Genomic DNA, 26,741 nt, shown 5'->3' with positions numbered 1-26,741 from the left:
CTCCATGTTCTCACGCGCCCACGACACCGCCGGGCCGGCCGGCGCCGGTCAGGCGAGGGGGAAGACGATCCGGGTCTGCCAGGTGGCCGGGTTGGGGTCGGTGTCAGGACCGCTGAGGTATTCCTCCCACATGTCCGGGCGCGGGGTGAGCTTCTCGGCCTGCAGCCAGGCGGCGATCTCGTCGTAGGTGCGGGTCATGCCGTTGTACGGGCCCACATAGACCGTCGCCACGGCGGGGCCGTCGGGCAGCGTGGTCACGGCGACGCCCTCGGTGGCTTGGGCCGTTGCCGCCACCGGAAAACCGGCCGTGACGTCGACGGTGTCTGTGGGCATGCCGTGGTACAGCGCGAGGGGCGGCCCGGCCGGTGCCAGGCCCTGGCGCGCGAGCGCGGCGGCCGAGGCCTCGAAGGCCCGCCCGAAGTAGTCGGTGAGGTCGGCCATCTTCACGACCTCGTGCACGCCCAGCAGGGTGCGCGGTTCAAGCTCGATGCGATCCATCTGCATGGTGTGCTCCTTCGCTCCGTGACGCGCAGCCACCCGGTGGCGTCGACGTCACTCTATTCCCGCCACCGCCAGCGGCACAGCCGTGCCGGTGGCCGCGGCGCGGTCGACGAGCCACGCTTCGAGCGCGGCGGCGGGCACTGGCCTGGAGAGGAAGTACCCCTGCGCCACGTCGCAGTCGAAGCGGGTGAGCTGCTCGAGCACCTCTGCGGTCTCGACCCCCTCGGCCACGATTCGCAGGCCCAGGCTGTGGCCCAGGTGGATAGACGAGGCGACCAGGGCGGATGCCCTGTCGTCGTCGAGCATCGGGATCACGAAGGACTGGTCGAGTTTGAGCTCGTCGATGGGCAGGTCGCGCAGGTAGGCGAGCGAGCTGTAGCCGGTGCCGAAGTCGTCCACGGCGATCATCACGCCGGCATCCCGCAGTCGCACCAGGATGGCGCGGGCCCGGTCGCGGTCGACGAGTAGGAACTCCTCGGTCACCTCGAGCATCAGGGCAGAGCCCGGCAGGCCGCGGCTTTCGAGCATGTCCACGACGATTCCGGCCAGCCGGAAATCCGCGAGCGACCGCGAGGACAGGTTGACCGCGATGGTGAGCGGCAGGGCGCGCGCGTGCCAGAGCGCCGCCTGGTCAAGGGCCAGTCTGAGCACGGTGCTGGTGAGGGTGCGCATGAGGCCGCCCTGCTCGGCGACGTCGAGGAACTCGCCGGGGTGCAGCAGCCCGCGGGTGGGGTGGTTCCAGCGCACCAGGGCCTCGACGCCGTGCACGGAGTTCGTGCGCAGGTTCACCTTGGGCTGGTAGTGCAGCACCAGCTGGTCCTCGGCCAGGGCCACCCGCAGTTCCTGCAGGGTGCGCAGCCGCATGGCGTCGTTCTTCTCGTCCCCGGTCGAATAGATGCGCTGGCCCATGCGGGTGGTCTTCGCCGCGTACATGGCGATGTCGGCGTTGCGCAGCAGGCCGCCGAGGTCAGAGCCGTGTTCGGGGGCGAGCGCGATGCCGATGCTCAGGCCGAGCTCGAGGCTGAGCCCGTCGACTACGAGTGGCCTGGCCGTCACCGCGCGAAGCCGGTTGGCCATGGCCGTGGCCCGCTGGGCGTCGGCGTGGTGCAGGTGCACGGCGAACTCGTCGCCGCCGAGGCGGGCGAGGAGGTCCCCGGAGCGCAGCACGCCGGCGAGCCGCTCGCCGATCCGGCTCAGCAGCCGGTCACCGGCCTCGTGGCCGAGACTGTCGTTCACCTCCTTGAACCTGTCGATGTCGAGCACCAGGAGGGCGCTGGGCCTGGCGTCCGGCGCGCGCAGGCGGGCCGAGACATCCATCGCCAGGGCGCGGCGGTTGGGCAGCCCGGTGAGCTCGTCGGTGCGGGAGAGGGAGTGCAGGATGCGCTGCCGGAACGCCAGCGGAATCGTGGCGAGGGCCAGGGTGGATCCGGCCAGGCACACCGCGAGCAGCGACACGTGTGTCTGGCTGGCCAGCAGCAGCACGCCGAGTCCCGCGGCGGTGGCGACGACGGGTACGGCCACGGCGGTCGTGGCGGTCGTCGAGCCCAACGCGGCCCGCGGTGACCGCCGGCGCAGACGCACGGTGACCAGCACCCAGCCGGTGATCAGCGCGAAGCCAACGGCCCAGCCGGCGTACAGCGCCACCCCCAGCGGAACGGCATCCTCCGGCAACCGCAGGGCGTGCATCACATCCGCTGCGGCGAACATCACAAGTCCGGCCACGAGGAGCAGGCCGTGACGGCCGAGCACCGTCACCGGCGCAGAGGCGATGCCCGCCAGCGTCGCCACGAGCAGCAGGTCGAACACCGGGAACGCGATCCTCATCAGCACCGCGGCGGAGAACGGTCCGTTCAGGGCTGCCTCGATGGTGGGACTGAGAACGACGGCGAGCAGCGACGTCGCGCCCAGGCCGCCCACGGCGCTGCTGAGCAGCACCGACCACGCCTGTCCGCGCAGCGATCGGCGGGCGAGCACCGCGAGGGCGCCCATCATGCAGACGTAGAAGGCGAGATAGCAGAGGTCAGCCGGGCTCGGCAGCCAGGTCGGGCCCACGCCGGTGGGCAGCACACGATTGGCGGTGTCGCCCAGGGCCAGGGCGGTGAGAGCCAGCGCCGCACAGACAACATCGAGCCGGCGGGGGCGCACCCGGGCGCAGGCCGCCCAGACCAGGGCCACCGCCGCCCAATCGCAGGCCAGGGCCAGCCACCCGTCGAGCAGCGGGTTGTACCCGTTTCCGCGCACGGCCAACACGACGAGATAGGTCCCCAGCACCGTCGGCACACCCCACAGCAGGATGCGCTCGGTGCGGGTCAGGCGCCGCATAGCTCTCCTGCCGGTCGATGTGCGGGAGTCCGCGACCGCGTCAGTTTACTGGGTCACCTGACCCAGTTTGGGCCCCCGCCGCCGCGGCGAGTTCGCCCTCGCCGGTGGGGTGCGCACCGGCGGCGTCGATCAGCCAGGCGTAGTCGAACGCGCGCTCGCGCCAGCCGGCGTAGCGGCCGGAGACGCCGCCGTGGCCGGCCGACATCTCGGTCTTGAGCAGGGCATCCGCCCCCACCTCACGCAGCCTCGCGACCCACTTGGCCGGCTCGACGTAGAGCACACGGGTGTCGTTGAGGCTGGTGACGGCGAGGATGCGCGGGTAGTGCGTCTGGTGCACGTTTTCCAGCGGCGAATACGACTTCATGTAGGCGTACACCTCGGCGTCGTGCAGCGGGTCGCCCCACTCGTCCCACTCGATCACTGTGAGCGGCAGGCTCGGGTCGAGGATCGAGGTGAGCGGGTCCACGAACGGCACGCCGGCGAGGATGCCGGCGAACAGGGCGGGGGCCAGGTTGGCGACGGCGCCCATCAGCAGGCCGCCGGCACTGCGGCCCTCGGCCACGAGCCGGTCGGCCGAGGTGTAGCCGCAGTCGATGAGGTGCTCGGCGCAGGCGATGAAGTCGGTGAATGAATTGCGCTTCTGGTGGGTCTTGCCGTTCTCGTACCAGAGCCGGCCGAGCTCGCCGCCGCCGCGTACGTGCGCGACCGCGAAGACCATGCCCCGGTCGAGCAGGCTGAGCCTGGAGATGCTGAACGACGGGTCGATGCTGATCTCGTAGGAGCCGTAGCCGTAGAGCAGCGTCGGAGCCGGGGTGCCGGGCTCGACGAGGTCCTTGCGGTAGACGATGGAGATGGGCACCTTGGTGCCGTCGCCGGCGACGGCCCACTCGCGGCGCTGCTCGAACAGGGTCGGATCGTAGTGGCCGAGTACCGGCTGCTGCTTGAGCAGGCGCAGTTCCTTGGTGGCCACCACGTAGTCGTAGACCGTCGACGGCGTCACGAAGCTCGTGTAGCCCAGGCGGATGGTGGGCTGGGTCCACTCCGGGTTGCCGCCGGTGCCGACGGAGAAGAGCTCCTCGTCGAAGCTGATCTCGGTGAGGCCGCCGCCGCGCTTGGTGGCGTAGGCCACCCGGGTGAGGCCGTCCTTGCGGTACTCCACCACCACGAAGTCGCGGAAGGCATCGACGCTCTCCAGGCGGATGCGCTCGTTGTGCGCCAGCACCACCCGGCGGTCGCCCTGCGGGTCGCCGGCGGCGACGCTGACGAGCTCGAAGTTCACGGCGTTGTGATTGTGCACGATGAGGAGTCGGTCCTCGCCGTCGATCACGGCGTGTTCCACGTCGTACTCCACGTTGTCCTGCCGCGGCCACACCACCGTGAACTCACCGGTGGGGTCGTCGGCGTTCAGCAGGAAGGTCTCACTGGTGACGCTGGACCCGGCCTCGATCATGAGGTACCGGTTGCTGCGCGAGCGGCCGACGCCCACCCAGAAGCGCTCGTCGGGTTCGGTGAACACCGTGACGTCGGCGTCGGTGGGGCTGCCGACCTCGTGGCGCCAGACGGTGTCCGGGCGCCAGGCGTCGTCGACAGTCGTGTAGAAGACGTAGCGGCCGCTCGGGTCGAAGAGCGCGCCGGAGCTGGTGTTGGGGATCTCGTCGGCGAGGTCCGTGCCGGTGGCGATGGTGCGGATGCGTACCGTGTAGCGCTCGTCGCCCTCGATGTCGACCGCGTAGAGCAGCAGGGTGCCGTCGTCGCTCACGTCGAACGAGCCGAGCGAGTAGAACTCGTGACCGGCGGCCTCGGCGTTGTCGTCGAGCAGCACCTGCTCGCCGGGCAGGCCCGGCGCGGTGCTGTCGGCGGCATCGGTCGCCGGTTCGATCACCGGGGGAGTCCAGTCGTCCGGGCCCGAGATCGGCGCGCGGCAGTGGATGCCGTACTCCTGGCCCTCGACCGAGCGGGTGTAGTGCCACCACTGCCCGCGGCGCACGGGCACGCTGAGGTCGGTCTCCTGGGTGCGGTCCTTGATCTCCTCGAAGATCTGCTCCTGCAGCAGCTCGAGGTGGCCCGTGCGGGCATCCGTGTACGCGTTCTCGGCCTCGAGGTGCGCCGTCACCTCCGGGGCGTCCTTGTCGCGCAGCCACTCGTAGTTGTCGACGTAGACATCGTTGTGGTGGATGCGCCGCGTGGGCTTCTGGGCGGCGACGGGAGGAAGGTTCATCCCTTCAGCGTAACCACCCCACCCCGCGCCGCACCACGCCCTTGTCGGAGCTCGTCGAGCGGGTGCCAGCCGACCGCTGGTCGAGCTTGTCGAGACCCCGCGACCCGGCCTCGAGAACACGCCCCGCGCTGGTCGAGCCTTGTCGAGACCCCGCGACCCGGCCTCGAGAACACGCCCCGCGCTGGTCGAGCCTTGTCGAGACCCCGCGACCCGGCCTCGAGAACACGCCCCGCGCTAGTCGAGGTTGTCGAGACCCCGCAACCCGGCCTGTAGAACGCACCCCGCGCTGGTCGAGCTTGTCGAGACCCAGCGACCCGGCCTCAGAGCAGCTGGGTATTAGTCGAAGTTACGTTCTGAGGAGACAGCGACTTTATGAGGAGATAGTGAGTTTATGAGGACGGAATCGGCCAGAACGTCCTATTTTGCGGCCTATTTCCTATTAGACGTGCGTCGCCTTCCGCTGGGTCGAGCCGGATAAATCCGCGAGATTTCCTTGTGGATAACATGAGATATCCTCGCGTAAACCTCTCATTCGTGGGAGAATGAAGGTATGGACGAAGACCTGGCAGGTGGTTCCACAGCAGCAGCGGGAGACACTCCCGCTGCGTCTTCCGGTGCAGATGCGCCGTGTGACTGGAACACGAGCCTTGCCGGCCCGGCCCGGGTTGCGCCGGCTGGCACGCCCGCTGGCGGCGGGGCCCGCCGCGCCCCGGGCGACAAGCGGCCGCAGTGGCGGGACCCGTCCGAGCTGCCTGGAGTGCAGAGGGTGCTGGCCGGGGCGTTCGGCGAGAAGTTGACGGCCATTGATGGGCTTGCTCGGCAGTTCCAAGACCTGATGGAGTCCATCGACGTGGAGGGTTTGAGCGACCCCGAGGTGGTGGCGCTTACTCAAATGGTGGAGCGCACCGGCCGGCCGGTGGACGCGGCCCGGGTGGCGACGGCGACCGTGGTGGGGTACCGGTCGCGGCGGTTCCTGGGCACCGAATCCCTGGCCTGGAGGTTGGGCTGCTCGCACGCGAACGACCTCCTCACCCGGTTGACGGGCGCCTCGGTGCCGGAGATGAAGCGGCGGGTAGCGCTGGGCGACAAGGTCTGCCCGCGGGTGCTCGGCGACAGGGTGCTGGAGCCCGTGTTCCCGGTAGTCGCCGCGGCACTGCGGGCGGGCGAGTTGGGTGTTGATGCGGCGGAGATCATTGTGAAGGGTCTGGCCGACTACACGGTGCATGGCCGGTTCGATGCCAACCAGGACGACGTGCACGGCTGTGAAGCGGCCCTGGTCGAAAGTGCAACCGGGTCGATCTTCGGCCGCACCCCCGGCCCCGGCGACAACCCCACCGACTCCGACACGGTGTTCACCGGACCGGTGGCACGACTGGGCGACTCGGACGGATCCGTCTACTCCGTCGATTCCCTGCACGCCATGGCCCTGCAGTGGCAAGCGTTCCTCAACCCCGACGGGGTCGCGCCGAACGAAGCAGTCTTGGAAGCGAAGTCGACGTTCTCCTTCGGCAGACTCGCCAACGGCCTCCACCCCCTGCGCGGCGCGGTGACGCCGGAGCTGAAAGGCATCATGCAGGGCGTGTTCAACACCTTCCAGTCCGCCCGCTCGGCCCCCGCATTCCCCTCCGCAGAGGAGCAGCAGCGCATCGAGGCCGGTGAACTCGTGCCCGGCGAGGTCATCGATGAGCGCACCGGCGGGGAGAAACGCGCCGACATGCTCCGTGGCATCCTCACCCAGGTCGCCCAAGACCCCCGCACCCCGACCATGGGCGGCATGCCGCCCACCGTGATGGTGCACGTGAGCGCCACGGATCTGCTCGCCGGCGTCGGGGTGGGGTGGATCGACGGGGTGGAGGGGCCGATCTCGATGAAGACGATCAACCAGATGATCGACAACGGCGGGTACCGGCCGATCTTCTTCGGCGGCAACGGCGCCGTCCTCGCCCTCGGCGACAAAGTACGCTGCTTCACAGCGCTGCAGCGCAAGGCCATCACGGCCCGCGATGGTGGCTGCGTCATCCCGGGCTGTGACTGCCCGCCGCAGTGGACCGAAGTCCACCATGTGACGTCCTGGCAGGACGGCGGGCCCACCGATGTCTCCAACGGGGTGCTGCTGTGTTGGTACCACCACCACACCCTCAGCACCGGTGGGTGGCAGATCCGGATGGTTTTGGGCATGCCCGAAGTCACGGCACCAGCCTGGCTCGACCCGAGCGGGACCTGGCGGAAACCCAACCAGCACCGGGCACATGACCCGCGGACGCGAAGACCACCACACACCGAATGAACCGAGTGAGCAGATTACCGGTCGTTTGTGGGCCTTCGTTAGGCTCGAAGGAGGAGCATCACCGCCCTCGACGGTGCTTCGGAAGAAGGACATCCCATGACGACCCCCGAGAACTCGCCTGGCCCCAACGCTGAGACGCCGACCGGGGTTGATATCGGCGCTGTTCTCGAGTCGGTGCTGCAGGCCGTACCGGAGGTGGTCCACGAGGGGGACGATCACGCGGTTCTGGGCCGGGTCTTTCAGGGCGTGCTCTTCGACATGGACGGCACCCTGGTGGACTCCACCATGGCCGTGAACCGATCCTGGCGGCGCTGGGCCGACGAGATGAACCTGGGTCTGCGCTTCGCCGGCGTGCAGCACGGCCGGCCTGGCCGCGAGATGATCGCCGACCTGGTCGCGCCGGATCAGGTGGAATCCTCGTTCGCCAGGGTCAACGAACTTGAACTCGCCGATACCTCCGACATCACGATCCTTCCGGGCGCTGCAGAGCTGATGAACAGCCTCCCCGAGGAGCGCCGGGCGATCGTCACCTCCTGCCCCAGCGCGCTCTGCCGCATCCGACTCGCATCCGCCGGGTTCGATGCCCCGGCCACCGTGGTCACCGTCGAAGACACCGCGAAGGGCAAGCCGGCCCCCGACCCGTTCCTCGAGGCCGCCGACCGCCTGGGCCTCGACGCCAGGCAGTGCGTCGTCATCGAAGACGCACCCGCCGGACTGGCCGCGGGCCGCGCGGCGGGCTGCGCCACCATCGGCGTCGTCGGCACACACTCCGCAGCCGAACTCGACGCCGACCTCGTGGTGCCCAGCCTCGACCGCCTACGTATCGAACTCCACGATCACGGCGTGGTGTTCTCGATTACCGCAGAAGCGAGCTGACCGACACCACCAGGCCCAGCATCGTGACGCCCACCCACACCCAGATCGGCGTGAGCCCACGACCGATCCGGCGCTGCACGATCACCGAACGGCCGACCACGTAAACGCCCGTCGACAGGAAGGCCCACGCCCAGTGGAATGGGCGCTGGTACCCGGCCCGCAGCAGGGCCCGACGGTCGGCGAAGGCCAGGGCGACCGTGGTGCCGTAGATCGCCAGGCTCAACAGGTTCCGAATCAACTCGGCCGAATCGAAAGTCGACAATTGCCGGCTCGCCTGCATGTCGAAGACAGAGGACAGGGGAGCGCCGGGCATCACCATGACCGCCGCCGTCGCCAGCAACGGCAGGAACACGATGATCCAGAGGCTCACGGTGAAGACGGGTGTCTCCGGCGGCAACGGCTGCTGCACGGGCGGGCCGAGTTCGGCCGGCCCCATCACCGCGGTCGTCCACTGCGTGCCGTCCCACCAGCGCAGGCCGGCGCCGCCTGCCGGATCGGCGTACCACCGCGGTTCACCGAGTTCTGGTGACGAAGCGCTCATGAAATCCCCCAAAATTCCTCCGGATGCGTCCAAGGTAGTAGACAGGAGACATGACTGGGCGCGCACAGACCGAGATCGAACGCAAATACGACGTCGAGGCGCTCAGCCGGATCCCCCAGTTCGAGGGGATCGACGCCATCGCGCAGGTCAGCGCACCGGACTCGTTCACCCTCACCGCTGTGTACTACGACACCGCCGACCACGACCTTGCCCGCCGTCGCATCGTGCTGCGTCGCCGCGAGGGCGGCGGCGACGCCGGCTGGCACCTGAAGATGCCCGCCGACGAGGGCCGCACCGAGGTGCACTGGCCCCTCGACGTCGGCGGCGCCGACGGCTCTGAACCCGGCGCCATCCCCACCGACGTGCTCGAACCCGTCCGCGCGATCGTGCGCGACCGCCCGCTCACCCCGCTGGCTCGGGTCACCACCGTGCGCACCACGGTGCACCTGCACGGCCCCGACGGCAGCGCTCTCGCTGAGATCGCCGACGACGACGTCTCGGCATCCGATGTGCGCGGCGGCACCTACCGCAAGTGGCGGGAATGGGAGGCCGAGCTGCTGGACGGCGCCCCCGACACCCGCAAGAAGCGCACCCGCCTGCTCGACAGCATCGAACAGGCGCTGCTCGCCGCCGGCGCGCACCCGTCGTCGAGTATCGCCAAGATCGCCAGGGCGGTGGGCGTCGACTCGCTCGCCGAGCTCGATGGGGCCCCGGTACTGCCCGGCCTGCTGCCGGCGCCGCCCCTGCAAGACCCGAACTCCGTGGCTGTGATCGTCGTGGGCGCCCTACGCCAGCTCACCGAAAAACTCGTCGACGACGACCCGCACGCCAGGGCCGATGCGCCAGACGCGATCCACCGGATGCGCACGACAGTGCGCCGCCTGCGCAGCGTGCTCGCGGTCTATGGTCGGCTGTTCGAGAAGTCGGCCGTGGCGGAGCTGCGTTTCGAACTCAAGCAACTCGGCATCGAATTAGGCCGTGCGCGCGACGCCGAGGTGCGCGGCAGCCGGCTGGCCGCCGAGCTCGACGGGATCACAGCGCACCCCACCGGTGACGCCGAGATCCGGCTCGTCGGGGGAGCACGCCGGGTGTACGCGGAGGGCCTCGCCAACGTGCGCGCCTACCTGCTCAGCACCCGCTACTACCGGCTGCTCGACGCGCTCGAGGCCTGTGCGGAGTGGCCGCCGATGACGAGTAAGGCCGAGCGGCCCGCGCCGAAGGAGATCGCCAGGGACCTCACCAAGGCCGTCGCCATCCTGGCCCGCACCACCTCCCGTGTGACCGGCTCGGATGCGCCGGAGGCGGCGCTGCACGAGGTGCGCAAGGCGGCCCGCCGGCTGCGTTACGCAGCCCAGGCCGTGGCCCTGGCCGACCCGGTGGCGCCGGTCGAGCCCGCGATCACGCTGACACGGGGCACGAAGGCCACTCGTAAGGCAGCGGCGAAGGCGGCGGCCAAGGCCGCGGCCAGGCACGCCGCGGCCGCGGAACGATTCGCCAAGCTGCGCCGGCGCTACACGGAAATCGCCGGCGTGGCCAAGCCGGTGGTGAAGCGGCTCGGCGACAGGCACGACAGGCTGCTTTACATCGAGGAACTCGAGCAGGCCGCCCAGGCCGCCCACGAAGACGGCGAGAACACGCTCGTCTACGGTTTGCTCGTGGCTCGGGCGGAACACCTGGGCGACACCGTGGCCGTGGTCCTGGCCGAGACCGAGGGTTCGGTGAAGCAGCTCGAGCGGCTGGTGCGCAAGCTCTAAGCCGCGGGGCTCGCCGGCGCCGGTCTCACCAGCGCCGGGCCGACGACGCGGTGATGATCTCCAACAGCGCCGCCCGCAATTCGTCGGCGTTCTCGAGCGGCGGAAACACATCGGCCTCCAGCGTGCGAGCCTGCCGCCAGACGCCGGTGCCGGCATCCGTGCGCGTGACCAGGTGGCGCCTGGCATCACGTTCGTCGCGGATGCGCGCCACCAGGCCCTGGCGCTCCAGCCGGTCGAGAGTGCGCGACATGGTCTGCGTCTGCACACGCGCCTGCCGTGCAAGGTCGGTTTGGCTCTGCGCACCCTCACCCAACAGGTGCAGCACGATCAGGCCGGCGTGCGTGAGGCCGAGCGACTCGAGGGCCTCGATCCAGGCGTGCTCCACGAGCCGGGCGGCCGTAGAGAGCAGCCGGCCGTTCGGCCACTGGTCCATGCCGGAATCGGGAGTAGTCACCCCCTCAATGTACTGCTACCGTGGTTTAGTCAGCTAGCTGATCAATTGCCGGCGTCCCCGCCGGCACCAAGGAGATTCCCATGACAGTGTCTCGCGACCTGCTTCGCCAGGGCACCGTGCTGCTGAGCGCGATCCTCGCCCTCGTCGGCTCGTTCATCGGGTCCGGCGCCGCGGGCGGCACCCCCATTCAGAACGCCTCCGGGGGAGCTCTGGCCGCCGACGCCACCCCCATCGCGCCCGGGGGCCCGGCCTTCGCGATCTGGACCCCGATCTATGCCGGACTCGTGCTCTACGCGATCTGGCAGCTCCTGCCGCGGCAGGCGACCGACCCGAGGCAGCGCCGGCTCGGCTACGCCGTCGCGGCCTCTCTGCTGCTGAACGCAGCCTGGATCCTCAGCGTGCAGTTCGACCTGCTCTGGCTGAGCGTGCCCGTCATCGTGCTGCTCCTGGCCGTGCTCGTCTGGACCTTCCTGATCATCCTCGACACCCGGCCGCACAGCCTCGTCGAGACGGTGCTGGTGGACGGCACGATCGGCCTGTACCTCGGCTGGGTCTGCGTGGCCACGGCCGCCAACATCACCGCGGTCCTCGTGACCGCCGGGTTCACCGGCTTCGGCCTGGCCGCCGATATCTGGTCGGTCGTGGTGATCGCCGTGGCCGGCCTGGTGGGCGTGCTGCTCGCCATCGTCGGCCGGGGCCGGCTCACCCCCACCCTGGCGCTCTGCTGGGGCCTCGTCTGGGTTGCGATCGCCCGGCTCACCGGCGATCTGCTCTCCACACCCACCGCGGTGGCCGCCATCGTCGCGGTCGTCGCGGTTGTCGCCGTCACCGTGATCCTCCGCATCCGCGCCCCGCGCCGGCAGAGTGCCGACAAGCTGGTGCGCGCATGACCGGCGCCCGCCGACGCTGGTTCGGCCTGGTCTTCATCAGCATCGCCGTCGCCCTGATCATCGTCGACTCCACCATCGTCAACGTCGCGATCCCCTCGATCATCGACGACCTGGGCATCACCTCCACCCAGGTGCAGTGGGTTCAGGAGAGCTACACCCTGGTCTTCGCCGCGCTGCTGCTGGTCTTCGGCACCCTCGCCGACCGGTACGGCCGCCGGCGCATCCTGCTCTCCGGCGTGGTCATCTTCGCCGCCGCCTCTGTGCTCGCCGCCTTCGCGCAGACCGGTGACCTGCTCATCGCCTCCAGGCTCGTGCAGGGCGTCGGCGGCGCCATGGTGCTTCCCACCACCCTGTCGCTCATCAATGCCACCTTCCGGGGCCGCGACCGCGGCATCGCGTTCGCCATCTGGGGTTCCACCATCGGCGGCATGGTCGCGGTCGGGCCGCTGCTCGGCGGCTGGCTCACCACCTACTTCTCCTGGCGTTGGGCATTCGGCATCAACGTGCCGCTGGGCCTGGTGATCGTGGTCGGCGTGCTGATCTTCGTCTCCGAGTCCAAGGACACGGGTGTGCCCCGGCGCATCGATGTGATCGGTGCCGTGCTGTCGGTGATCACCAGCGCGTCGTTGGTGTTCGGGCTCATCGAGGGCCGCACCTACGGCTGGTGGCTCACCAAGACCGCGCCCACCATCGGCGACTGGACCTGGCCGTTCACGCTTTCCATCATCCCGGTCGCATTCCTGGTCACCCTGCTCGCCGGCATCGCCTTCATCTGGTGGGGCCTGCACCGCCAGCGCCTGGGCAAGACCACCCTGCTCGCGTTCTCGCTGTTCAGGATCGCGTCGTTCCGGAACGGCAACATCGCCGCGCTGATCGTCTCGCTCGGCGAATTCGGCATCATCCTGTCGCTGCCGCTCTGGCTGCAGAACGTGCTCGGCTACGACGCCCTGCAAACCGGTTTTGTGCTGCTGGCGCTGGCCATCGGTTCGTTCGTGGCCAGCGGCATCGCGGGCGCCTTCGGTAACAAGGTCTCCCCGCTCACCATCGTGCGCGCAGGGATCGTGGCCGAGATCCTCGGCGTCGCCGGCCTGGGCACCGTCATCACCGTGGATGCGACCTGGCTGGCCATCGTGCCGTTCCTGTTCGTCTACGGCATGGGTGTGGGCCTGGCCACCGCCCAGCTCACCGGCGTCGTGCTCGGCGACGTGCCCATCGAACAGAGCGGCCAAGGCTCAGGGACCTCGAGCACAGCCCGCCAGATCGGCTCGGCCCTGGGCATCGCCGTGCTCGGCACCGTGCTGTTCACCTCGGTGGGACTGTCGCTGGACGCCAAGCTCGCCGACCTCGATGTGCCGGCGGCCACCAGCAGCCAGATCGTCGATACCGTTGTCGACAGCGCGGGAGCCGCCATCCCCGCCCTCGACGCTCAGAGTCCAGCGGTGGCCGAGGCCGCCCGTGAGGCGTTCAGCGAGGGAACCAGGTACTCCGCCTTCGCGGCCGCCGGTTTCCTCGTGATCGGGCTCATCGCGACCCTGCGGCTCAGCAGCCGGCGCGTGGAGGCCGACGAGGACACCGACGACCAGCAGCCCGAGGTCGAGCAGGCCCGCACCTGAGTAATCGCTGAGGGCATGAAAAACGGCCTTGCGCTGGGCGAAGGCCGGAGTACATTGGTGCGCAAGATCAGCTCGCTCGCCCTACACGAGCGAGCTGATTCGCGTTAGTGCGGTACTCAGTCCCGTCGCGACCGGCGATCCGGCTGGGGCTTCTGCACCGAGAGCTCCCCGCCGAGCCGGCCGCCGTAAGGGCGACCATGATCGGCGTACTCCTCCCGGAAGAAGCCCATGCGCCAGCGCCCCATTTCGATACGGGCACCGGTGCGCAGGATCAGGCCCTGCTCGGGCTGCGCCGAACTCGAGCCGCCGCCGACCATGCCGTGAGCGATGAGGACGTACTCGTCGTTGGCGTTGTGCCGGATCTCGGCGTGCAGGAGGTCGAGCCCATCCAGGCGCAGGTCGGCGTCTGCGCCGCTGCCGATCCGAGTGTTCTCGGGCAGTAGGTTGAACTCGCGGGGCGGCTGGCCGTCCCAGTTCTCAGATCCCACCACGAATATCAGGCGGGGGCGTCCTGAACCCGGCGTGTAGTGGGTCGTCGTGACGTGTTTCCTGATCCGCCGGGAGACCGTGGGGACCAGGGGGAACGGTGTCGTCGGCGGCAGCTGCAACCGTTGCTCGGGCGGTGGTGGCTGACGCCAGTGCTTGAGCAGCGAGCTTACGGCCGCGGCGGTCCCCAGCCTGAGATGCGGCGAGCGGGTCACCATCCGCTGCGCAAGTGGAGCCCGCACCGCGCCCATCCGGACGATCACGCCGTCGGGTCCTGACACGGCGACAACCATCGACCGCTCGGCTAGGCCAGCCGCCACGGTGCGCAGATCGGCCAGGGAGGTGAGATGGCTGTGCAGGAAGCGCTCGGGTTCACTCAGGAACACCTCAATCTCCAGGCCGGCCGCCGTGACGGTACCGACGAGCGGCTCACGGTCATCTCTGGGCTCGCCCAGCGAGAAGCGCAGATCGATGTCGAGGCGCGTTGTGGTGTCGGCCACGAGGTCAGTCGGTGCTGGAGGAGAGCTCGGATCCCGCGCCGGCCGGAGCCTCGCTCGTGGTCACCCGAACCGTGCCGTTGAGCTTCCACGTGGCGCGCGGCGCATCCGGGCCGATGTCGCGCGGAACCTCGACGGTCATGTCGATGAAGCTGTAGTCGATGACGGCACTCTTGCCGGTCAGATAGGACCACATTTCCTTGCCCAGGTCGGTCCAGTCCTGGATGCTGCGGGACGGCGGGCCTGAGAAGTCGGGCTCGGTTGTGCTGATTGGGTCGGGCTTGATCGGGTCGGTCATGGTGTTCCTTTTCTCGCCTTTGAGGGGTATGCGCCACCCTAGCGGTGGTGGGGCCGCCAGAACTGAAGATCACCTGAGGCTTCCGCAAGCCGACCGCAGACACGAACAGCTCGCCCGTGGATCACGGGCGAGCTGTTCGGTGTGAGTTTTGGTGCAGGTGCCTATTCGGCGTCGAGGTCCGTCTCAAGGATCTTGACGAGGCTCTCGAGGGCCTCGTCCGCTCCATCGCCCTCTGCACGCAACACGACGACCTGGCCGTTGGCGGCACCGAGGCTCATCAGCGACAGGATGCTCGACGCGTCCATTGCGTCGTCGGCCGGGTCGCCCTCAAGGGCGATGGTGACCTCGACGGGCAACGCGCCGACGGCTTCGGCGAAGATCGCCGCGGGGCGGGCGTGCAGGCCGACGCGGCTGGCGATGGTGGCGTTACGTTCTGACATGGTTCCTCCTGAAACGGTACGGATTTCTACTGTATTGCCCGCACGATGTGCTGACGCCGTGAGACGCAGCACATCGTGCGAATAACGACGGGGTCTAGAGCCCCAGCTCGTCGAGAACGGGCAGCTCGGCGCGAACCCGGGCGCGTGCTTCGACGGCGCTCGGAGCGGCCAGGGCCACGGCAGCGAGGCGCTGGGCCTCCGGGAGGGTCACCTTCGCCAGCACGGCCGCGACGGCCGAGAGGGCACGGGCGGTCATCGAGAGGGTGTTCACACCGAGGCCAACGAGCACCACGGCCAGGGCCGGGTCGGCCGCGGCTTCGCCGCAGACACCGACGGGCTTGTTGTTGCCCTCGGCGACGGACCCGGCCACGGTGAGCTGGATCAGACGCAGAACGGCGGGCTGCCACGGCGTGTTCAGCGCCGCGAGCGGGCCGAGCTGGCGGTCGGCGGCCATGGCGTACTGGGTGAGGTCGTTGGTGCCGAGGCTGGCGAAGTCCACCAGGCCCAGGATCGTCTCGGCCGTCAGGGCCGCGGACGGAACCTCGACCATGACGCCGGGGGTCTTCAGCCCGGCCTCGCGGCACATACCGGCGAAGTCTGCGGCCTCTTCGGCGGTGGAGATCATCGGGGCCATGACCCAGACATCCGCCTCTGTGCCCTCTGCGGCGGTCGCGATGGCGGCCAGCTGGCGCTTGAGCACGCCGGGCGAGGTGAAGTCGGTGCGGTAGCCGCGCACGCCGAGGGCCGGGTTGGGCTCCGACGCGTCGGTGAGGAAGGGGAGGGGCTTGTCGGCGCCGGCGTCGAGCGTGCGCACGACGACCTTCTTGCCCGGGAACGCGTCGAAGACGCCGCGGTACGCGGTGACCTGCTCGTCCAGAGTGGGCTCTTCGTCGCGGTCGAGGAAGCAGAACTCGGTGCGCAACAGGCCAACGCCCTGCGCTCCGGCAGCGGCGGCCTTGACGGCATCCGCGGCGCCGCCGACGTTCGCGAGCAGCGGCACGAGGTGGCCGTCGGCCGTGGTGCCCTCGCCGGAGAACACCGCGAGGGTGGCTGCGGTGGTGGCCCACGCTTCGGCGGCGGCGACCTGGTCGGCGTCGGGGTCGACGGAGATGCTGCCAGCCGCTCCGTCCACGTAGACGCTGGTGCCGTCGGTGATCTCTTCGACGCCGGCCGCGGCGACCACGGCGGGCAGGCCCAGGGCACGGGCGATGATCGCGGTGTGCGACTGCGGGCCGCCACCAGAGGTGACCAGGGCCAGCACGATCGCCGGGTTCAGCGTGGCCGTGTCGGCCGGCGCCAGGTCGTCGGCGACGAGGATGAACGGCTCATCCGAGGCGGGGATGCCCGGTGCGGGCACCCCACGCAGCTCGGCGACGATGCGGGACCGCACGTCGAGCACATCGGTGGAGCGCTCGGCCATATAGCCGCCGAGGTTGTGCAGCATTTCGGCCACGGATGCCGCGGACTCCCAGATTGCTCGCTCAGCGGAGGTGCCGTTGTTGGTGATCAACTTCACGGCGCCCTTGATGAGCATGGGGTCCGCGGCCATCAGTGCGGTGGCCTCGAGAACCGACTTGCCCGCTCCGGTGGCGCCGACCGAACGCTGCTTGAGCTCGGCCTGCACCGCCTTCGCGGCTGCGCGCAGTGTGACAGCGGCATCTTCCGCCGTCGTCGACGAGGCCAGCTTTTCTCCAGCGGGCGGCTCGCTCACGGCCTTGGGCATCTGCCGTACGGATCCTACGATCCGCCCGGGGCTGACCCCTACTCCTGTGAAACTCTGCACGGAACTTCCTCGATTCTCATAAACAGTGGGTAACCCACTAATGCTAGGCGTTCACCAGGGTGGTGTTAGCCAGCTCGGCGTTCTCAGCCGTCGGCGCCTTCCGCACGTAGCGCTTCAGAACGATCACGGCGATGGCCGAAATGACCGTGCCGATGATGATCGCGAGAGCGAACAGGAGGAAGTTGTCGATGGCGAAGAAGACGAACATGCCGCCGTGCGGGGCCTTGGACGTGACGCCCCAGGCCATAGTGAGCGCGCCAGTGGTGGCCGCGCCGAGCATGCTCGCGGGGATCACGCGCAGCGGGTCGGCAGCGGCGAACGGGATGGCGCCTTCGGAGATGAACGACGCGCCGAGCAGCCAGGCAGCCTTGCCGTTTTCGCGTTCGACCGGGCTGAACAGCTTGCGGTCGAGCACGGTGGCCAGGGCCATCGCGAGCGGCGGAACCATGCCGGCGGCCATGACCGCGGCCATGATCTGCCACGGCGCCTGGTTGGCCAGCGTTGCGGCACCGAGGCCGGCGACGGCGAAGGAGTATGCAACCTTGTTGACCGGGCCACCGAGGTCGAACGCCATCATGAGGCCGAGGATCAGGCCGAGGATCACGACGGACGCGCCGGTCATGCCGTTGAGCCAGTCGCTCAGGGCGACGGTGAGCCAGGCGATCGGTCCACCGAGCACCAGGAACATCAGCCCGGAGGCGAAGATCGAGGCGAGCAGCGGGATGATCACGACGGGCATCAGGCTGCGGAGCCAGCTCGGCACCTTGAAGGAACCGATGTAGGCCGCAGCGACACCGGCGAGCAGGCCGCCGACGATGCCGCCGAGGAAGCCTGCACCCATGAAGCCGGAGACCGCACCGGCGACGAAGCCGGGGGCGATGCCGGGCCGGTCGGCGATGCCGTAGGCGATGTAGCCGGCCAGGGCCGGAACCAGGAAGCCCATCGACAGGGCGCCGATCTTGAACAGGACCGCGCCGAGGTAAATGGCCAGGCCACCCTCAGGCAGGTTCCAGAGGCTGTTCTGCAGCACGACGACGTCGGCGACCTCGGTGATCTTGTAGCCGCCGAGCAGGAAGCCCAGTGCGATGAGGAGGCCTCCACCGGCGACGAACGGGATCATGTAGCTGACACCGGTGAGCAGGGCGCGCTTGACCTTCTGGCCCATGTGCTCGTTCTCGCTGACCGAGTCGGATGCCTCTGCGCCACCACCGCTGACGCGGCGGGCGTTCGGGTTGTCCACGGCGGCGAGAGCCTCCTGGATCATCTTCTTCGGTTCGTCGATGCCGCGCTTGACGGGCGACTGGATGACGGGCTTGCCGGCGAAGCGGCTCTTGTCGCGAACGTCCACGTCAACCGCGAAGATCACGGCGTCTGCTGCGGCGATGACCGAGGCGGCCAGCGGGGTCGCTCCGGCGGAACCCTGGGTCTCGACCTGCAGGTCGATGCCCATTTCCTTGGCGGCCGCGACGAGCGCATCCGCTGCCATGTAGGTGTGCGCGATGCCGGTGGGGCAGGCGGTGACGGCCACGAGGCGACGGCTGCCCGCGGTGGCGGGGCCCGTCGTGCCGGCACCGGTGGGTGCCTGGACGGGCACTGCGGACGTGGCGCGCGGTGCCGCTGGGGCGGAGTGCGCTCCGGCGGGTGCTGCTGCGGTGACCGGGGCGACGATGTCGGTGACCAGGGTCACGATCTCTTCGGGGGTCTTCGCTGCGCGCAGGGCCGCGGTGAAGTCGGCCTTCATGAGCGAACGGGCGAGCTTGGACAGGATCTTCAGGTGGTCCTGGTCGGCGCCCTCCGGGGCGGCGATCATGAAGATCAGGTCGGCGGGGCCGTCTGCCGAACCGAAGTCGACGGGCTGCGAGAGGCGGGCGACGGCCAGCGTCGGCTCCGTGACCGCTGCCGAGCGGCAGTGGGGGATCGCGAGGCCGCCGGGGATGCCGGTGGAGGTCTTCGCTTCGCGGGCGAGGGCATCGGCGTACAGGCCCTCGATCTCGGTGGCCCGGCCGGCTCCGGCAACGAGCTCGGCAAGGTGCCGGATCACGGTCGCGGGCGCGTCTCCGAGGTTCTGGTCCAAAGCAACGAGCTCTGGGGTAATCAGTGCACTCACTGGTCATCCTCCTTTGGATGTGTAGCAAATGCCGTCACTGTGACGGCGCTGGGGTCGGTGTGGTCGAGGGCCGGCACGGTTGAGCCGGGCAGGGATGCGGCAGCGGCGCCATGGGCGACGGCCTGACGCAGGCAGTCCGGGGCGGATGCTCCGGCCAGGTCGCTGAGCAGGAAGCCCGCCAGCGAAGAATCTCCGGCGCCGACGGTTGAAACCGCGACGATCGGGGGACGAGTGGCGAGCCAGTAGCCCTCTGCGGTGACCAGCAGGGCACCCTTGGAACCGAGGGTGGCCAGAACGGCGCCGACTCCAGCGGTGATGAGGGTCTGCGCGGCACGGGCCGCCAGGTGCGGGTCGGCCTCGAGGCTGTCGGGATCCGAGATGCCGGTGAGCTCGGCGAGTTCGTCGGCGTTGGGCTTGAGCAGGTCGGGGCCGGCGCTGATGGCCGCGGCCAGGGGAGCTCCGGAGGAGTCGATGGCGACCTTGGGGGCGTCGGCGCCGAAACGGGCCTTGAGCTCACGGGTGAGGTCGGCGTAGAACGTGTCCGGCACTCCGGGCGGGAGGGACCCGGCCAGCACGAGCCATCCGGCGCCGGCAGCCTTCTCCAGCACGAGTTCCACCAGGGCGGCCTGCTGGTCGGCGCTGAGCGCCGGACCGGGCTCGTTCACCTTGGTGGTGGTGCCGTCCGGTTCGGTGATCGCGATGTTGCTGCGCAGGGTGGCGTTGATGGGCAGGCCCAGGTGGGGGATGCCCTGCGCGGTCAGCGCGAGCAGCACCGGGTCATCGGCGTCGCCCGGCAGGATCGCGAGGCTCTGCACGCCGGAGGCTTCGAGCGCCCGGCAGATGTTGACGCCTTTGCCGCCGGGTTCCTGGTGGGCGTCCAGGGCGCGCTGCACGTCGCCGCGGGCGAGCGGGCCGGCGAGCTCGATCGTGCGATCAAGACTGGGGTTGGGGGTGAGTGTGACGATCATGCGATTACGACCTCGACATCCGCCGCGGCGAGGGCTGCGGCAAGTTTCTGGGAAGGGGGAGCATCGGTGATGAGCGCGTCGATGTCGCTCAGAGCAGCGAACCTGACCAGGGTTTCCTGGTCGAGCTTGGAGGAGTCGGCGAGGGCGACGACCCGGCGGGCCGAACGCACGATGGCGGTCTTCACGGCGGCCTCGACGGAATCGGGGGTGCTGAAGCCGAACTCGGCGGCCACACCGTTGGCACCGACGAACGCGATGTCCGGGCGCATCGCGTCGAGCATCTGGGTGGTACGGGTGCCCACGATGGCCCGGGTGAGGCCGCGCACCCGGCCGCCGAGGATCTGCAGCGAGATGGCCTCGTTGCCGGCCAGCTTGTAGGCGATGGGCAGGGCGTTGGTGATCACCAAGAGCTGGTCGCCGGCGTTGGCGGGCATCCAGTCGAGCAGGCGGTCGGCCAGCAGCTCGGTGGTGGTGCCGGAGTCCAGGATGATCGACCCGGTGGTGCTCGCGGGGATCATGGCCAGCGCGGCGTCGGCGATGCGGGCCTTCTCGTCGTGGCGCTGGCTCTGGCGTTCCTCGAGGCTCGGCTCCGACATGCTCAGGCGGTCGATGGCCACGGCGCCACCGTGCACGCGGCGCAGGTGACGGCTGGTCTCCAGCGCGGAGAGGTCGCGGCGCACGGTCTCCGGCGTGATGTCGAAGCGCACGGCGAGTTCGTTGACGGTGACACGGCTCAAGTCGGACACCATCTCGGCGATCATCGACTGACGCTCTTCGGCGAACATCGTGCCTCCTCGACGGTGAGAACTCAGGGGGTGTGCGCGGCCGGGGGAAACCGCGCGAAAGTTTGTATGCCTGACTTTAGACCCGTTTCTTTTTGATTGTCAACACAAACGCAGACAAACAAAGATCCCTGGACGCGAGCCGCACGTTCCCCGTGCACGAGCGCACTCATTCCGAAACTTCGCAGGGTTGTGGAGCCCAACGAAGGTGCTTTTCTCCAAAATGAGTGCTTGGCAGGGCGCGCGGGCGGCGGGCGAGGCCTTCGGGAGCCTGTGGAGAACTTCCACGGGCAGGTCCCGCGGTCAGGCACCCTCATCCGATGACAGCTCGTATCCCGCTGCCCGACGGTTGGGCCGATCGTCCATTCCGCGTGGGCGACGCCCTCGATGCCGGGGTCGGTCGTTCCAGGTTGCGGAGCGGCGACCTCGACCGGCCCTTCTGGGGCGTTCGCATTCCCGCCGCCTCTCAGGGGGCCGGACCGACCGTCAACGGCGGGGCGTGGGTGCCCGTTCGCCGTGCCGAGTTGGAGGCTATGGCCCGGGCGCTTCTCGTGCGGATGCCACCCGGGGCGTTCTTCTCACATGCAACCGCTGCCTTGCTCCTCGGCCTGCCCGTGCCCACCCGGCTGGCGCGGTTGCGCCCGGTGCATGTCGGGGTGCCTGCGCCGGCCGCCGCCATGAAGGCGCGGGACATCGTCGGCCCTAGCGTGCGCATTGAACCCGACGACCTCGTCGACCGGGGTTCGCTGCGTCTCACCGGCCCGGCCCGCACCTGGTTGGACCTGGCAGCGCTGTTGACCCTGGGTGAGCTCGTCGCCATCGGCGACCACTTGCTGTATTGGGAGTCTCCCATCCTGACGCGAGACGAGCTCGCGGATGCATTGGAGAAGTACCCGAGCCGCAGAGGCCTCAGGCTCGCCCGAACCGCCCTTCCGCTCCTCCGCACCCGCTCCGAATCACCGCGGGAGTCGCTGCTCCGGGTGATCATCGTTCTCGCCTGCCTGCCCGAACCCGAGTGCAATTACAACGTGTTCGACGACGAGGGACGGTTCCTGGCCAGGGGAGACCTCGTCTACCCCGAGTACAAACTCCTCCTCGAGTATCAGGGTGACCACCACCGCACCGATCGGGCGCAGTGGCGCTCGGACATCCGCCGCGTCGGCCGCCTCGAGGACCGCGGCTGGCAGGTGCTGCAGTTCACCGACGACGATCTCCGCGACCCGACGACCCTGGTTGCGCGGATCAGTCGCCGCTTGCGTGCCAAGGGCGCTCAGCTGTGACAGAGCTACTGATAGTGCGACAGACCGCTCAGCTCGCCGCCGTCGGTGAGGAACTCGGCGCCGTGGAGAAGCTCGACGCGTCGCTGGCCAGAAAGAGCACCAGATTGGCCACCTCGACGTCCCGGCCGACCCTGTGCAGGGCCACGCATGCCGAACTTGGCTCCACAGCTTCGGCCACTGCCGCATCCCAGTGTTGGGCGTGGGTGACATCGAGGTGCACGTACCGGCGGGCCGGGCCGAGTTCGGCCGCGAGGGTGGTGCCCTCCTCCACCCGACGCCGGGCCGTCGCGGCACCGAGCCCGCGCGCTCCACCACTGATGAGGGGGACCTTTCCACTGACGCGAGCGGTGGCTTGACCTGTCCTTCCCAATCGACGCTGGCCAAAACGGGTTCGTCGGGGAATGTACACGCGCGGGCACCGGAGCAGCGCTGTCGGTGGCCGACGGTAGCGTGAGAGGCATGAAGATCCTGCACACGAGTGACTGGCACATCGGGCGCACCTTCCACACCCACCAGACCCACGACCACCTGCGCGTCGTGCTCGACGCCCTCGTCGATCTGGTGCGCGAACGCGGTGTCGACGTGGTGGCCGTGGCCGGCGACGTGTTCGATTCGGCCACGCCGTCTGCCGACAGCTACGCCCTGCTCAGCGGCACCTTGGCGCGCCTGCACGCCACCGGCGCCCGCGTCGTGATGACCAGCGGCAACCACGACTCCGCCACTCGGCTGGGCTTCCAGTCCGAGTGGGCCGGACTGGCCGGCATCCACGTGGTCACCGGGTTCGACCAGTACCGCACCCCGATCACGATCGACGACGAGCACGGCCCAGTGCACTTCTACGGCATCCCGTTCCTCGAGCCGGCCCTGGTGCGCCACCACTACCCGGACGAACTCCTCAAGACCCACGAGCAGGTGCTCGGCCTCGCGATGCGGCAGGTGCGAGCCGACCTCGCCGAGCGCGGCGGCCGATCGGTGGTGCTCTCGCACTGCTTCGCCGCGGGAGTCGCCGCCAGCGATGTTGAACGCGACATCAGCGCCGGCGGGATCGACCTGGTGCCGGCCGAGGTCTTCGACGGGCCGGATTACGTGGCCCTCGGCCACATCCACGGCCGCGCCCGGATCGCCGACAGGGTGCGCTACTCGGGGGCCCCGTTGCACTACTCCTTCGCGGAGGCCGACAAGCCGCGGGGAGCCTGGCTCGTTGAGCTCGACGCGAGCGGGCTCGGCGCGGTCGAGTGGGTGGACCTGCCGGTTCCCCGGCGCCTGAGCGTGCTCACCGGCGACCTGGCGGCGCTCGCTCACGACGACGACTATGCGGCCTTCGAGAACGACTGGGTGGCCGCTGTGCTCACCGACCAGGTGCGTCCGCTGGACGGCATGCGCACCCTGCAGAAGCGCTTCCCGCACTGCGTGGCCCTCGAGCATCGCCCGGCCGTGACCGAGACGCCCGAGATCGCCACCTACGCCGACCGGGTCAAGCACAAGAGCGACCCGGAGATCGTGGCCGGCTTCCTCGAGTTCGTGCGCAACGGCGTGGGACTCAGCGACTTCGAGCGGGCGCTCGTCGCCGAGGTGCTTGGTGCCACTGCGGCGGCCTCGGCATGAAGATCATCAGCCTGCGCATCGCGGGGTTCGGCCCCTACAAGACCGAGCAGGAGGTGGACTTCACCCGCTTCGACGCCGACGGCATCTTCCTGATCACCGGCAAGACCGGGGCGGGCAAGTCGAGCATCCTCGACGCCATCTGCTTCGCCCTGTACGGCTCGGTGCCCCGCTTCGACGGCAGCGAACTGCGGCTGCGCAGCGACCACTGCGACCCCGACGACCCGAGCTTCGTCGAACTTGAATTCACCCTCAAGGGCGTGTCGTACCGGGTCTACCGCACCCCGCGGTACGAGAAGCCGAAGAAGCGCGGCGTCGGCACCACCACCGCGCAACCGGATGCCCGCCTCGACAGATTCGACGCCGAGCTGAACGGCTGGGTCGGCATCGCTTCCCGACCGGTCGATGTGGGCAACGAGCTCAGCCGCATCCTGCCGCTCAAACAGGACCAGTTCCTGCAGGTGATCCTGCTGGCCCAGAACCGATTCCAACGGTTCCTGCTCGCCAAGACCGACGACAGGCTCACGGTGCTGCGCACCCTGTTCGGCACCCTGCGGTTTCAGCAGTTGGAGGCCGACCTGCTCGCGCGCCGCAAGGCGCTCGACGACGAACTGATGCTCGTGCGGCACGAAATCGACGGCATCGTGGCCGCGACCCTGCGGCAGCTGTGGCGGGCCGAGGACGCCGACCACGCCGAAGATGCCGACGACGGCGCCCCTGCCCAGCCCGAGCAGCCCGACCTCGCCTGGTTCGAGGCCGCCCTGCGCACCCTCGACACCCGCCTCGCCGCCGCGACCGAGCGGGCAGAGGCCGCTTCAGCCGCCTTGGCGGCCGCCTCCCTCGTCTGCGAGAGCGCCGAAGACCTGCGCCGGCGCCAGGACCGCCGGGACGCGGCCGCCCTGGCGCTCGAGGCACTCGACGAGCGCTCGGCCGAGATCAGCGCCACACGCGAGTCCCTACGCCTGGCCGAGCACGCCGCCAGGGTCTGGCCCCAGGTGCGGGCGCTGGCCGACGTCGGCGCCGAGGTGGCCGCGGCCGACGCCGCCGACGCCGCCGCGCGGGCCGCCTGGCAGGAACTCCTCGCCGATGCTCCTGACGCTGACGCTGACGCTTCTCGTCTCGCTGCCCTCATCGACGACAGGCTCCGCCAGCTCGGCAGCCTGGACGACGTGCTCGCCGAGGAGCGCCGGCTGCCCGGCCTGGAGGCCCAGATCGCGGAGCTGGCGGAGCGCTGCGCCGACCATGTCGCGGCGCTGGATACCGCCCGGCTGCTGCTGCTCGCCCTCCCCGAACGCATCGACGCCGCGACGGATGCCCTCACCGAGGCGAGCCTGGGCGCCGCCCGTTGCCCCGAGGCCGAGGCCACCGTCGCGCGGGCCGAGGCGGCCCTGGCCGCGGCCGAGGACGTGCGGCGACTGGAGACCGAACAGGTGGGTGTGCACCGCGCCGAACGAGAGGCCGTGGCCGAGAACACCGCGGCTGCCGTGGCCTACCAGGAGCTTGTGGATGCCCGGCTCGGCAGCTTCGCGGTCGAACTCGCCGCCGGCCTCGTCGACGGTTCCCCCTGCGCGGTCTGCGGCGCCATCGAGCACCCGGCGCCCATGACCGGCGAGACCGACCCCGTCACGGAGGCCGACCTCGACGAGGCCCGCCGCCTGATGGATCGCCGGCAGGCCGCCGTGGACGCCGCCCGCACCGACACCCGGCAGATCGAGACCCGCCTCACCGAAGCGCGCACCCGCGCCGGCGACGCCGACGCCGACGCCCTCGACGACGCCCACACGCTGGCCCGGCAGGCGCTGACAACGGCCACAGACCACCTCGCCAGGGTGCCGGGCCTGGAGGCCGAGCTGGCCAGGCTGCGCGCCGATCAGGCCGAGGCCCAGGACGCGCTCGCCCCGCTGCAACTGGCCAGGGACGAAGCCACGGTGCAGCTGGCCGAGCATCGCAGCGAGCGGGACGGCATCTCGACGCGGCTGCGCGCCCAGACCTCCGGCTTCGACAGCGTCACCGAGCGGGCCGCCCGGTTGCAGGCCGAACTCGGTGCCGCTCGCGCGTTGGCGGATGCGCTGGCGCAGTGCGGCGCGAGGCGACGCGCGGAGCAGACCATCGCGGACGCCCTGGCCGCGCAATTGGACGAGGAAGGCTTCGCCGACGAAGCCGCGGCCGTCGCCGCCCGGCTCAGCCCGGCCGAGGTGCAGGCCGGCCGGTCCGCCATCCGTGCGCACGATGACGAACTCGCCGCGGTCCGCGGCGTGCTCGCCGAACCGGACCTGGCCGAGCTGCCGGCGGACCCCGTCGACCTCGCGCCGGCACGGCTCGCGCGCGACGCCGCCGCCCGCGCCCGCGACGAGGGCCTGGCCCGCCGCGAGTCACTGCGCGAACGGTCCGGTGCGCTCACCGTCCTCGTGGCGGATGCCCGGGCCCGTTTCGCCCTCGCCGCCGACCTGCTCGCCACCCAGGCCCAGGTGCGGCAGCTGGCCGCCGTGGTGCACGGGGACGACCCGAACACCAAGCGCATGAAACTCGAGACCTACGTGCTCGCCGCCCAGCTCGAGGAGATCATCGCGGCCGCGAACAACCGGCTGCGCACCATGACCGGCGGCCGGTACGCGCTCGAGCACGACGACGCCCTGCAGTACCGCGGCAGCCAGGCCGGGCTCGGGCTCGCGATCCGCGACGAGCACACCGGCAGGGCCAGGGCCACCCACTCGCTTTCCGGCGGAGAGACGTTCCTGGCCTCGCTGGCGCTGGCCCTCGGGCTGGCGGAGGTGGTCTCCAACCAGGCCGGCGGCATCGCACTGGACACCCTCTTCGTGGACGAGGGCTTCGGCTCGCTCGACGCCGAGACCCTGGAGACCGCGATGAGCACCCTGGACAGCCTGCGCGCCGGCGGGCGCACGATCGGACTGATCAGCCACGTCGAGTCGATGAAGGAGCAGATCCCGGCGAAACTGCAGATCCGGGTGACGCCGCAGGGCTACAGCGAAATCGAAAGGCTCTCCTCGGCTGTGTCATAGCTCACGCATAGCTTCGACGGCT

At 69.8% G+C, this 26,741-nt stretch carries 21 protein-coding genes; 8 read left to right on the top strand and 13 right to left on the bottom strand.

Annotated features, from left to right (window positions below):
• Positions 1-48: 48 nt before the first annotated feature.
• Genes BJQ94_RS13125 through BJQ94_RS13115 form a run of 3 tightly spaced genes read right to left on the bottom strand, consistent with a single transcriptional unit; the run spans position 49 to position 5,041 of the window.
• Entirely contained in the window at positions 49-504 is a 456-nt protein-coding gene (locus BJQ94_RS13125) for a GyrI-like domain-containing protein (RefSeq protein WP_265398597.1), read from the bottom strand.
• A gap of 48 nt (positions 505-552) precedes the next feature.
• Positions 553-2,823: an EAL domain-containing protein gene (locus BJQ94_RS13120; protein WP_265398598.1), complete on the bottom strand. Its 2,271-nt coding sequence runs from the start codon at positions 2,821-2,823 to the stop codon at positions 553-555.
• 40 nt (positions 2,824-2,863) lie between these two features.
• The gene (locus tag BJQ94_RS13115; protein ID WP_265398599.1) at positions 2,864-5,041 is read right to left on the bottom strand and encodes a S9 family peptidase; all 2,178 of its coding nucleotides are present in this window, start codon (positions 5,039-5,041) and stop codon (positions 2,864-2,866) included.
• A gap of 550 nt (positions 5,042-5,591) precedes the next feature.
• Here BJQ94_RS13115 and BJQ94_RS13110 point away from each other — a divergent pair.
• Positions 5,592-7,328: an HNH endonuclease signature motif containing protein gene (locus tag BJQ94_RS13110; protein ID WP_275875493.1), complete on the top strand. Its 1,737-nt coding sequence runs from the start codon at positions 5,592-5,594 to the stop codon at positions 7,326-7,328.
• A gap of 96 nt (positions 7,329-7,424) precedes the next feature.
• Positions 7,425-8,204, top strand: a complete 780-nt coding sequence (locus BJQ94_RS13105; RefSeq protein ID WP_265399015.1) for an HAD-IA family hydrolase — start codon at positions 7,425-7,427, stop codon at positions 8,202-8,204.
• On the opposite strand, the gene BJQ94_RS13100 is transcribed toward BJQ94_RS13105, so the two are convergent.
• The gene (locus tag BJQ94_RS13100; RefSeq protein ID WP_265399014.1) at positions 8,185-8,745 is read right to left on the bottom strand and encodes a DUF2510 domain-containing protein; all 561 of its coding nucleotides are present in this window, start codon (positions 8,743-8,745) and stop codon (positions 8,185-8,187) included. The genes BJQ94_RS13105 and BJQ94_RS13100 overlap by 20 nt on opposite strands.
• A gap of 50 nt (positions 8,746-8,795) precedes the next feature.
• Here BJQ94_RS13100 and BJQ94_RS13095 point away from each other — a divergent pair, with 50 nt between their 5' ends.
• Complete coding sequence (locus BJQ94_RS13095; RefSeq protein ID WP_265399013.1) at positions 8,796-10,499, top strand: CYTH and CHAD domain-containing protein; 1,704 nt, start codon at positions 8,796-8,798, stop codon at positions 10,497-10,499.
• 25 nt (positions 10,500-10,524) lie between these two features.
• On the opposite strand, the gene BJQ94_RS13090 is transcribed toward BJQ94_RS13095, so the two are convergent.
• Entirely contained in the window at positions 10,525-10,953 is a 429-nt protein-coding gene (locus tag BJQ94_RS13090; protein ID WP_265399012.1) for a MarR family transcriptional regulator, read from the bottom strand.
• Between the two features lie 80 nt (positions 10,954-11,033).
• Between BJQ94_RS13090 and BJQ94_RS13085 the strand changes: the two genes are divergently transcribed.
• Positions 11,034-11,843: a tryptophan-rich sensory protein gene (locus BJQ94_RS13085; protein ID WP_265399011.1), complete on the top strand. Its 810-nt coding sequence runs from the start codon at positions 11,034-11,036 to the stop codon at positions 11,841-11,843.
• Positions 11,840-13,456, top strand: coding sequence for a DHA2 family efflux MFS transporter permease subunit (locus BJQ94_RS13080; protein ID WP_265399010.1), 1,617 nt, complete (start codon positions 11,840-11,842; stop codon positions 13,454-13,456). Before BJQ94_RS13085 ends, BJQ94_RS13080 begins: the two co-directional genes overlap by 4 nt.
• A gap of 116 nt (positions 13,457-13,572) precedes the next feature.
• Here BJQ94_RS13080 and BJQ94_RS13075 read toward each other — a convergent pair whose 3' ends face one another.
• The 7 genes from BJQ94_RS13075 to BJQ94_RS13045 all read right to left on the bottom strand — a co-directional run bounded on the left by BJQ94_RS13075 (position 13,573) and on the right by BJQ94_RS13045 (position 20,820).
• Positions 13,573-14,442: an FHA domain-containing protein gene (locus tag BJQ94_RS13075; RefSeq protein WP_265399009.1), complete on the bottom strand. Its 870-nt coding sequence runs from the start codon at positions 14,440-14,442 to the stop codon at positions 13,573-13,575.
• A gap of 4 nt (positions 14,443-14,446) precedes the next feature.
• Positions 14,447-14,737 carry a hypothetical protein gene (locus BJQ94_RS13070; protein ID WP_265399008.1) on the bottom strand — a complete coding sequence of 97 codons (291 nt, stop codon included), beginning with the start codon at positions 14,735-14,737 and terminating at the stop codon, positions 14,447-14,449.
• 161 nt (positions 14,738-14,898) lie between these two features.
• Positions 14,899-15,177: an HPr family phosphocarrier protein gene (locus BJQ94_RS13065; protein ID WP_265399007.1), complete on the bottom strand. Its 279-nt coding sequence runs from the start codon at positions 15,175-15,177 to the stop codon at positions 14,899-14,901.
• Positions 15,178-15,271: 94 nt separating this feature from the next.
• On the bottom strand, positions 15,272-16,960 hold the full coding sequence (gene ptsP / locus BJQ94_RS13060) for a phosphoenolpyruvate--protein phosphotransferase (RefSeq protein ID WP_265399006.1): 1,689 nt from the start codon (positions 16,958-16,960) through the stop codon (positions 15,272-15,274).
• Positions 16,961-17,003: 43 nt separating this feature from the next.
• On the bottom strand, positions 17,004-19,067 hold the full coding sequence (locus BJQ94_RS13055; protein ID WP_265399005.1) for a fructose-specific PTS transporter subunit EIIC: 2,064 nt from the start codon (positions 19,065-19,067) through the stop codon (positions 17,004-17,006).
• Positions 19,064-20,035 carry a 1-phosphofructokinase family hexose kinase gene (locus BJQ94_RS13050; protein WP_265399004.1) on the bottom strand — a complete coding sequence of 324 codons (972 nt, stop codon included), beginning with the start codon at positions 20,033-20,035 and terminating at the stop codon, positions 19,064-19,066. The genes BJQ94_RS13055 and BJQ94_RS13050 overlap by 4 nt, the downstream gene beginning before the upstream one ends.
• Positions 20,032-20,820: a DeoR/GlpR family DNA-binding transcription regulator gene (locus tag BJQ94_RS13045; RefSeq protein ID WP_265399003.1), complete on the bottom strand. Its 789-nt coding sequence runs from the start codon at positions 20,818-20,820 to the stop codon at positions 20,032-20,034. The genes BJQ94_RS13050 and BJQ94_RS13045 overlap by 4 nt, the downstream gene beginning before the upstream one ends.
• Positions 20,821-21,137: 317 nt before the next feature.
• Here BJQ94_RS13045 and BJQ94_RS13040 point away from each other — a divergent pair, with 317 nt between their 5' ends.
• Complete coding sequence (locus tag BJQ94_RS13040) at positions 21,138-22,097, top strand: DUF559 domain-containing protein (protein ID WP_265399002.1); 960 nt, start codon at positions 21,138-21,140, stop codon at positions 22,095-22,097.
• A 28-nt stretch (positions 22,098-22,125) separates the two neighbouring features.
• Here the strand turns inward: BJQ94_RS13040 and BJQ94_RS13035 are convergent, their stop codons facing one another.
• Positions 22,126-22,368, bottom strand: coding sequence for a hypothetical protein (locus BJQ94_RS13035; RefSeq protein ID WP_265399001.1), 243 nt, complete (start codon positions 22,366-22,368; stop codon positions 22,126-22,128).
• A gap of 188 nt (positions 22,369-22,556) precedes the next feature.
• Between BJQ94_RS13035 and BJQ94_RS13030 the strand changes: the two genes are divergently transcribed.
• Both BJQ94_RS13030 and BJQ94_RS13025 read left to right on the top strand, forming a co-directional pair.
• Positions 22,557-23,702 (top strand): exonuclease SbcCD subunit D, encoded by a 1,146-nt coding sequence (locus tag BJQ94_RS13030; protein ID WP_265399000.1) that lies wholly within the window; start codon positions 22,557-22,559, stop codon positions 23,700-23,702.
• The gene (locus BJQ94_RS13025; RefSeq protein WP_265398999.1) at positions 23,699-26,719 is read left to right on the top strand and encodes an SMC family ATPase; all 3,021 of its coding nucleotides are present in this window, start codon (positions 23,699-23,701) and stop codon (positions 26,717-26,719) included. The genes BJQ94_RS13030 and BJQ94_RS13025 overlap by 4 nt, the downstream gene beginning before the upstream one ends.
• Positions 26,720-26,741 lie beyond the last annotated feature (22 nt).

It is taken from the genome of Cryobacterium sp. SO2, from assembly GCF_026151165.2.
Classification (GTDB): domain Bacteria; phylum Actinomycetota; class Actinomycetes; order Actinomycetales; family Microbacteriaceae; genus Cryobacterium.
The sequence above is the reverse complement of the archived record's forward strand: the minus strand, read 5'-3'. Positions and strand labels throughout refer to the sequence as shown.

Bases quoted from the DNA above. Each gene is read 5' to 3' on its own strand.
- BJQ94_RS13065 (WP_265399007.1), bottom strand. From the start codon at position 15,177: ATGTCAGAACGTAACGCCACCATCGCCAGCCGCGTCGGCCTGCACGCC.
- BJQ94_RS13030 (WP_265399000.1), top strand. From the start codon at position 22,557: ATGAAGATCCTGCACACGAGTGACTGGCACATCGGGCGCACCTTCCAC.
- BJQ94_RS13070 (WP_265399008.1), bottom strand. From the start codon at position 14,737: ATGACCGACCCGATCAAGCCCGACCCAATCAGCACAACCGAGCCCGAC.
- BJQ94_RS13100 (WP_265399014.1), bottom strand. From the start codon at position 8,745: ATGAGCGCTTCGTCACCAGAACTCGGTGAACCGCGGTGGTACGCCGAT.
- BJQ94_RS13105 (WP_265399015.1), top strand. From the start codon at position 7,425: ATGACGACCCCCGAGAACTCGCCTGGCCCCAACGCTGAGACGCCGACC.
- BJQ94_RS13040 (WP_265399002.1), top strand. From the start codon at position 21,138: ATGACAGCTCGTATCCCGCTGCCCGACGGTTGGGCCGATCGTCCATTC.
- BJQ94_RS13125 (WP_265398597.1), bottom strand. From the start codon at position 504: ATGCAGATGGATCGCATCGAGCTTGAACCGCGCACCCTGCTGGGCGTG.
- BJQ94_RS13085 (WP_265399011.1), top strand. From the start codon at position 11,034: ATGACAGTGTCTCGCGACCTGCTTCGCCAGGGCACCGTGCTGCTGAGC.
- BJQ94_RS13115 (WP_265398599.1), bottom strand. From the start codon at position 5,041: ATGAACCTTCCTCCCGTCGCCGCCCAGAAGCCCACGCGGCGCATCCAC.
- BJQ94_RS13120 (WP_265398598.1), bottom strand. From the start codon at position 2,823: ATGCGGCGCCTGACCCGCACCGAGCGCATCCTGCTGTGGGGTGTGCCG.
- BJQ94_RS13050 (WP_265399004.1), bottom strand. From the start codon at position 20,035: ATGATCGTCACACTCACCCCCAACCCCAGTCTTGATCGCACGATCGAG.
- BJQ94_RS13045 (WP_265399003.1), bottom strand. From the start codon at position 20,820: ATGTTCGCCGAAGAGCGTCAGTCGATGATCGCCGAGATGGTGTCCGAC.
- BJQ94_RS13080 (WP_265399010.1), top strand. From the start codon at position 11,840: ATGACCGGCGCCCGCCGACGCTGGTTCGGCCTGGTCTTCATCAGCATC.
- BJQ94_RS13095 (WP_265399013.1), top strand. From the start codon at position 8,796: ATGACTGGGCGCGCACAGACCGAGATCGAACGCAAATACGACGTCGAG.
- BJQ94_RS13110 (WP_275875493.1), top strand. From the start codon at position 5,592: ATGGACGAAGACCTGGCAGGTGGTTCCACAGCAGCAGCGGGAGACACT.
- BJQ94_RS13025 (WP_265398999.1), top strand. From the start codon at position 23,699: ATGAAGATCATCAGCCTGCGCATCGCGGGGTTCGGCCCCTACAAGACC.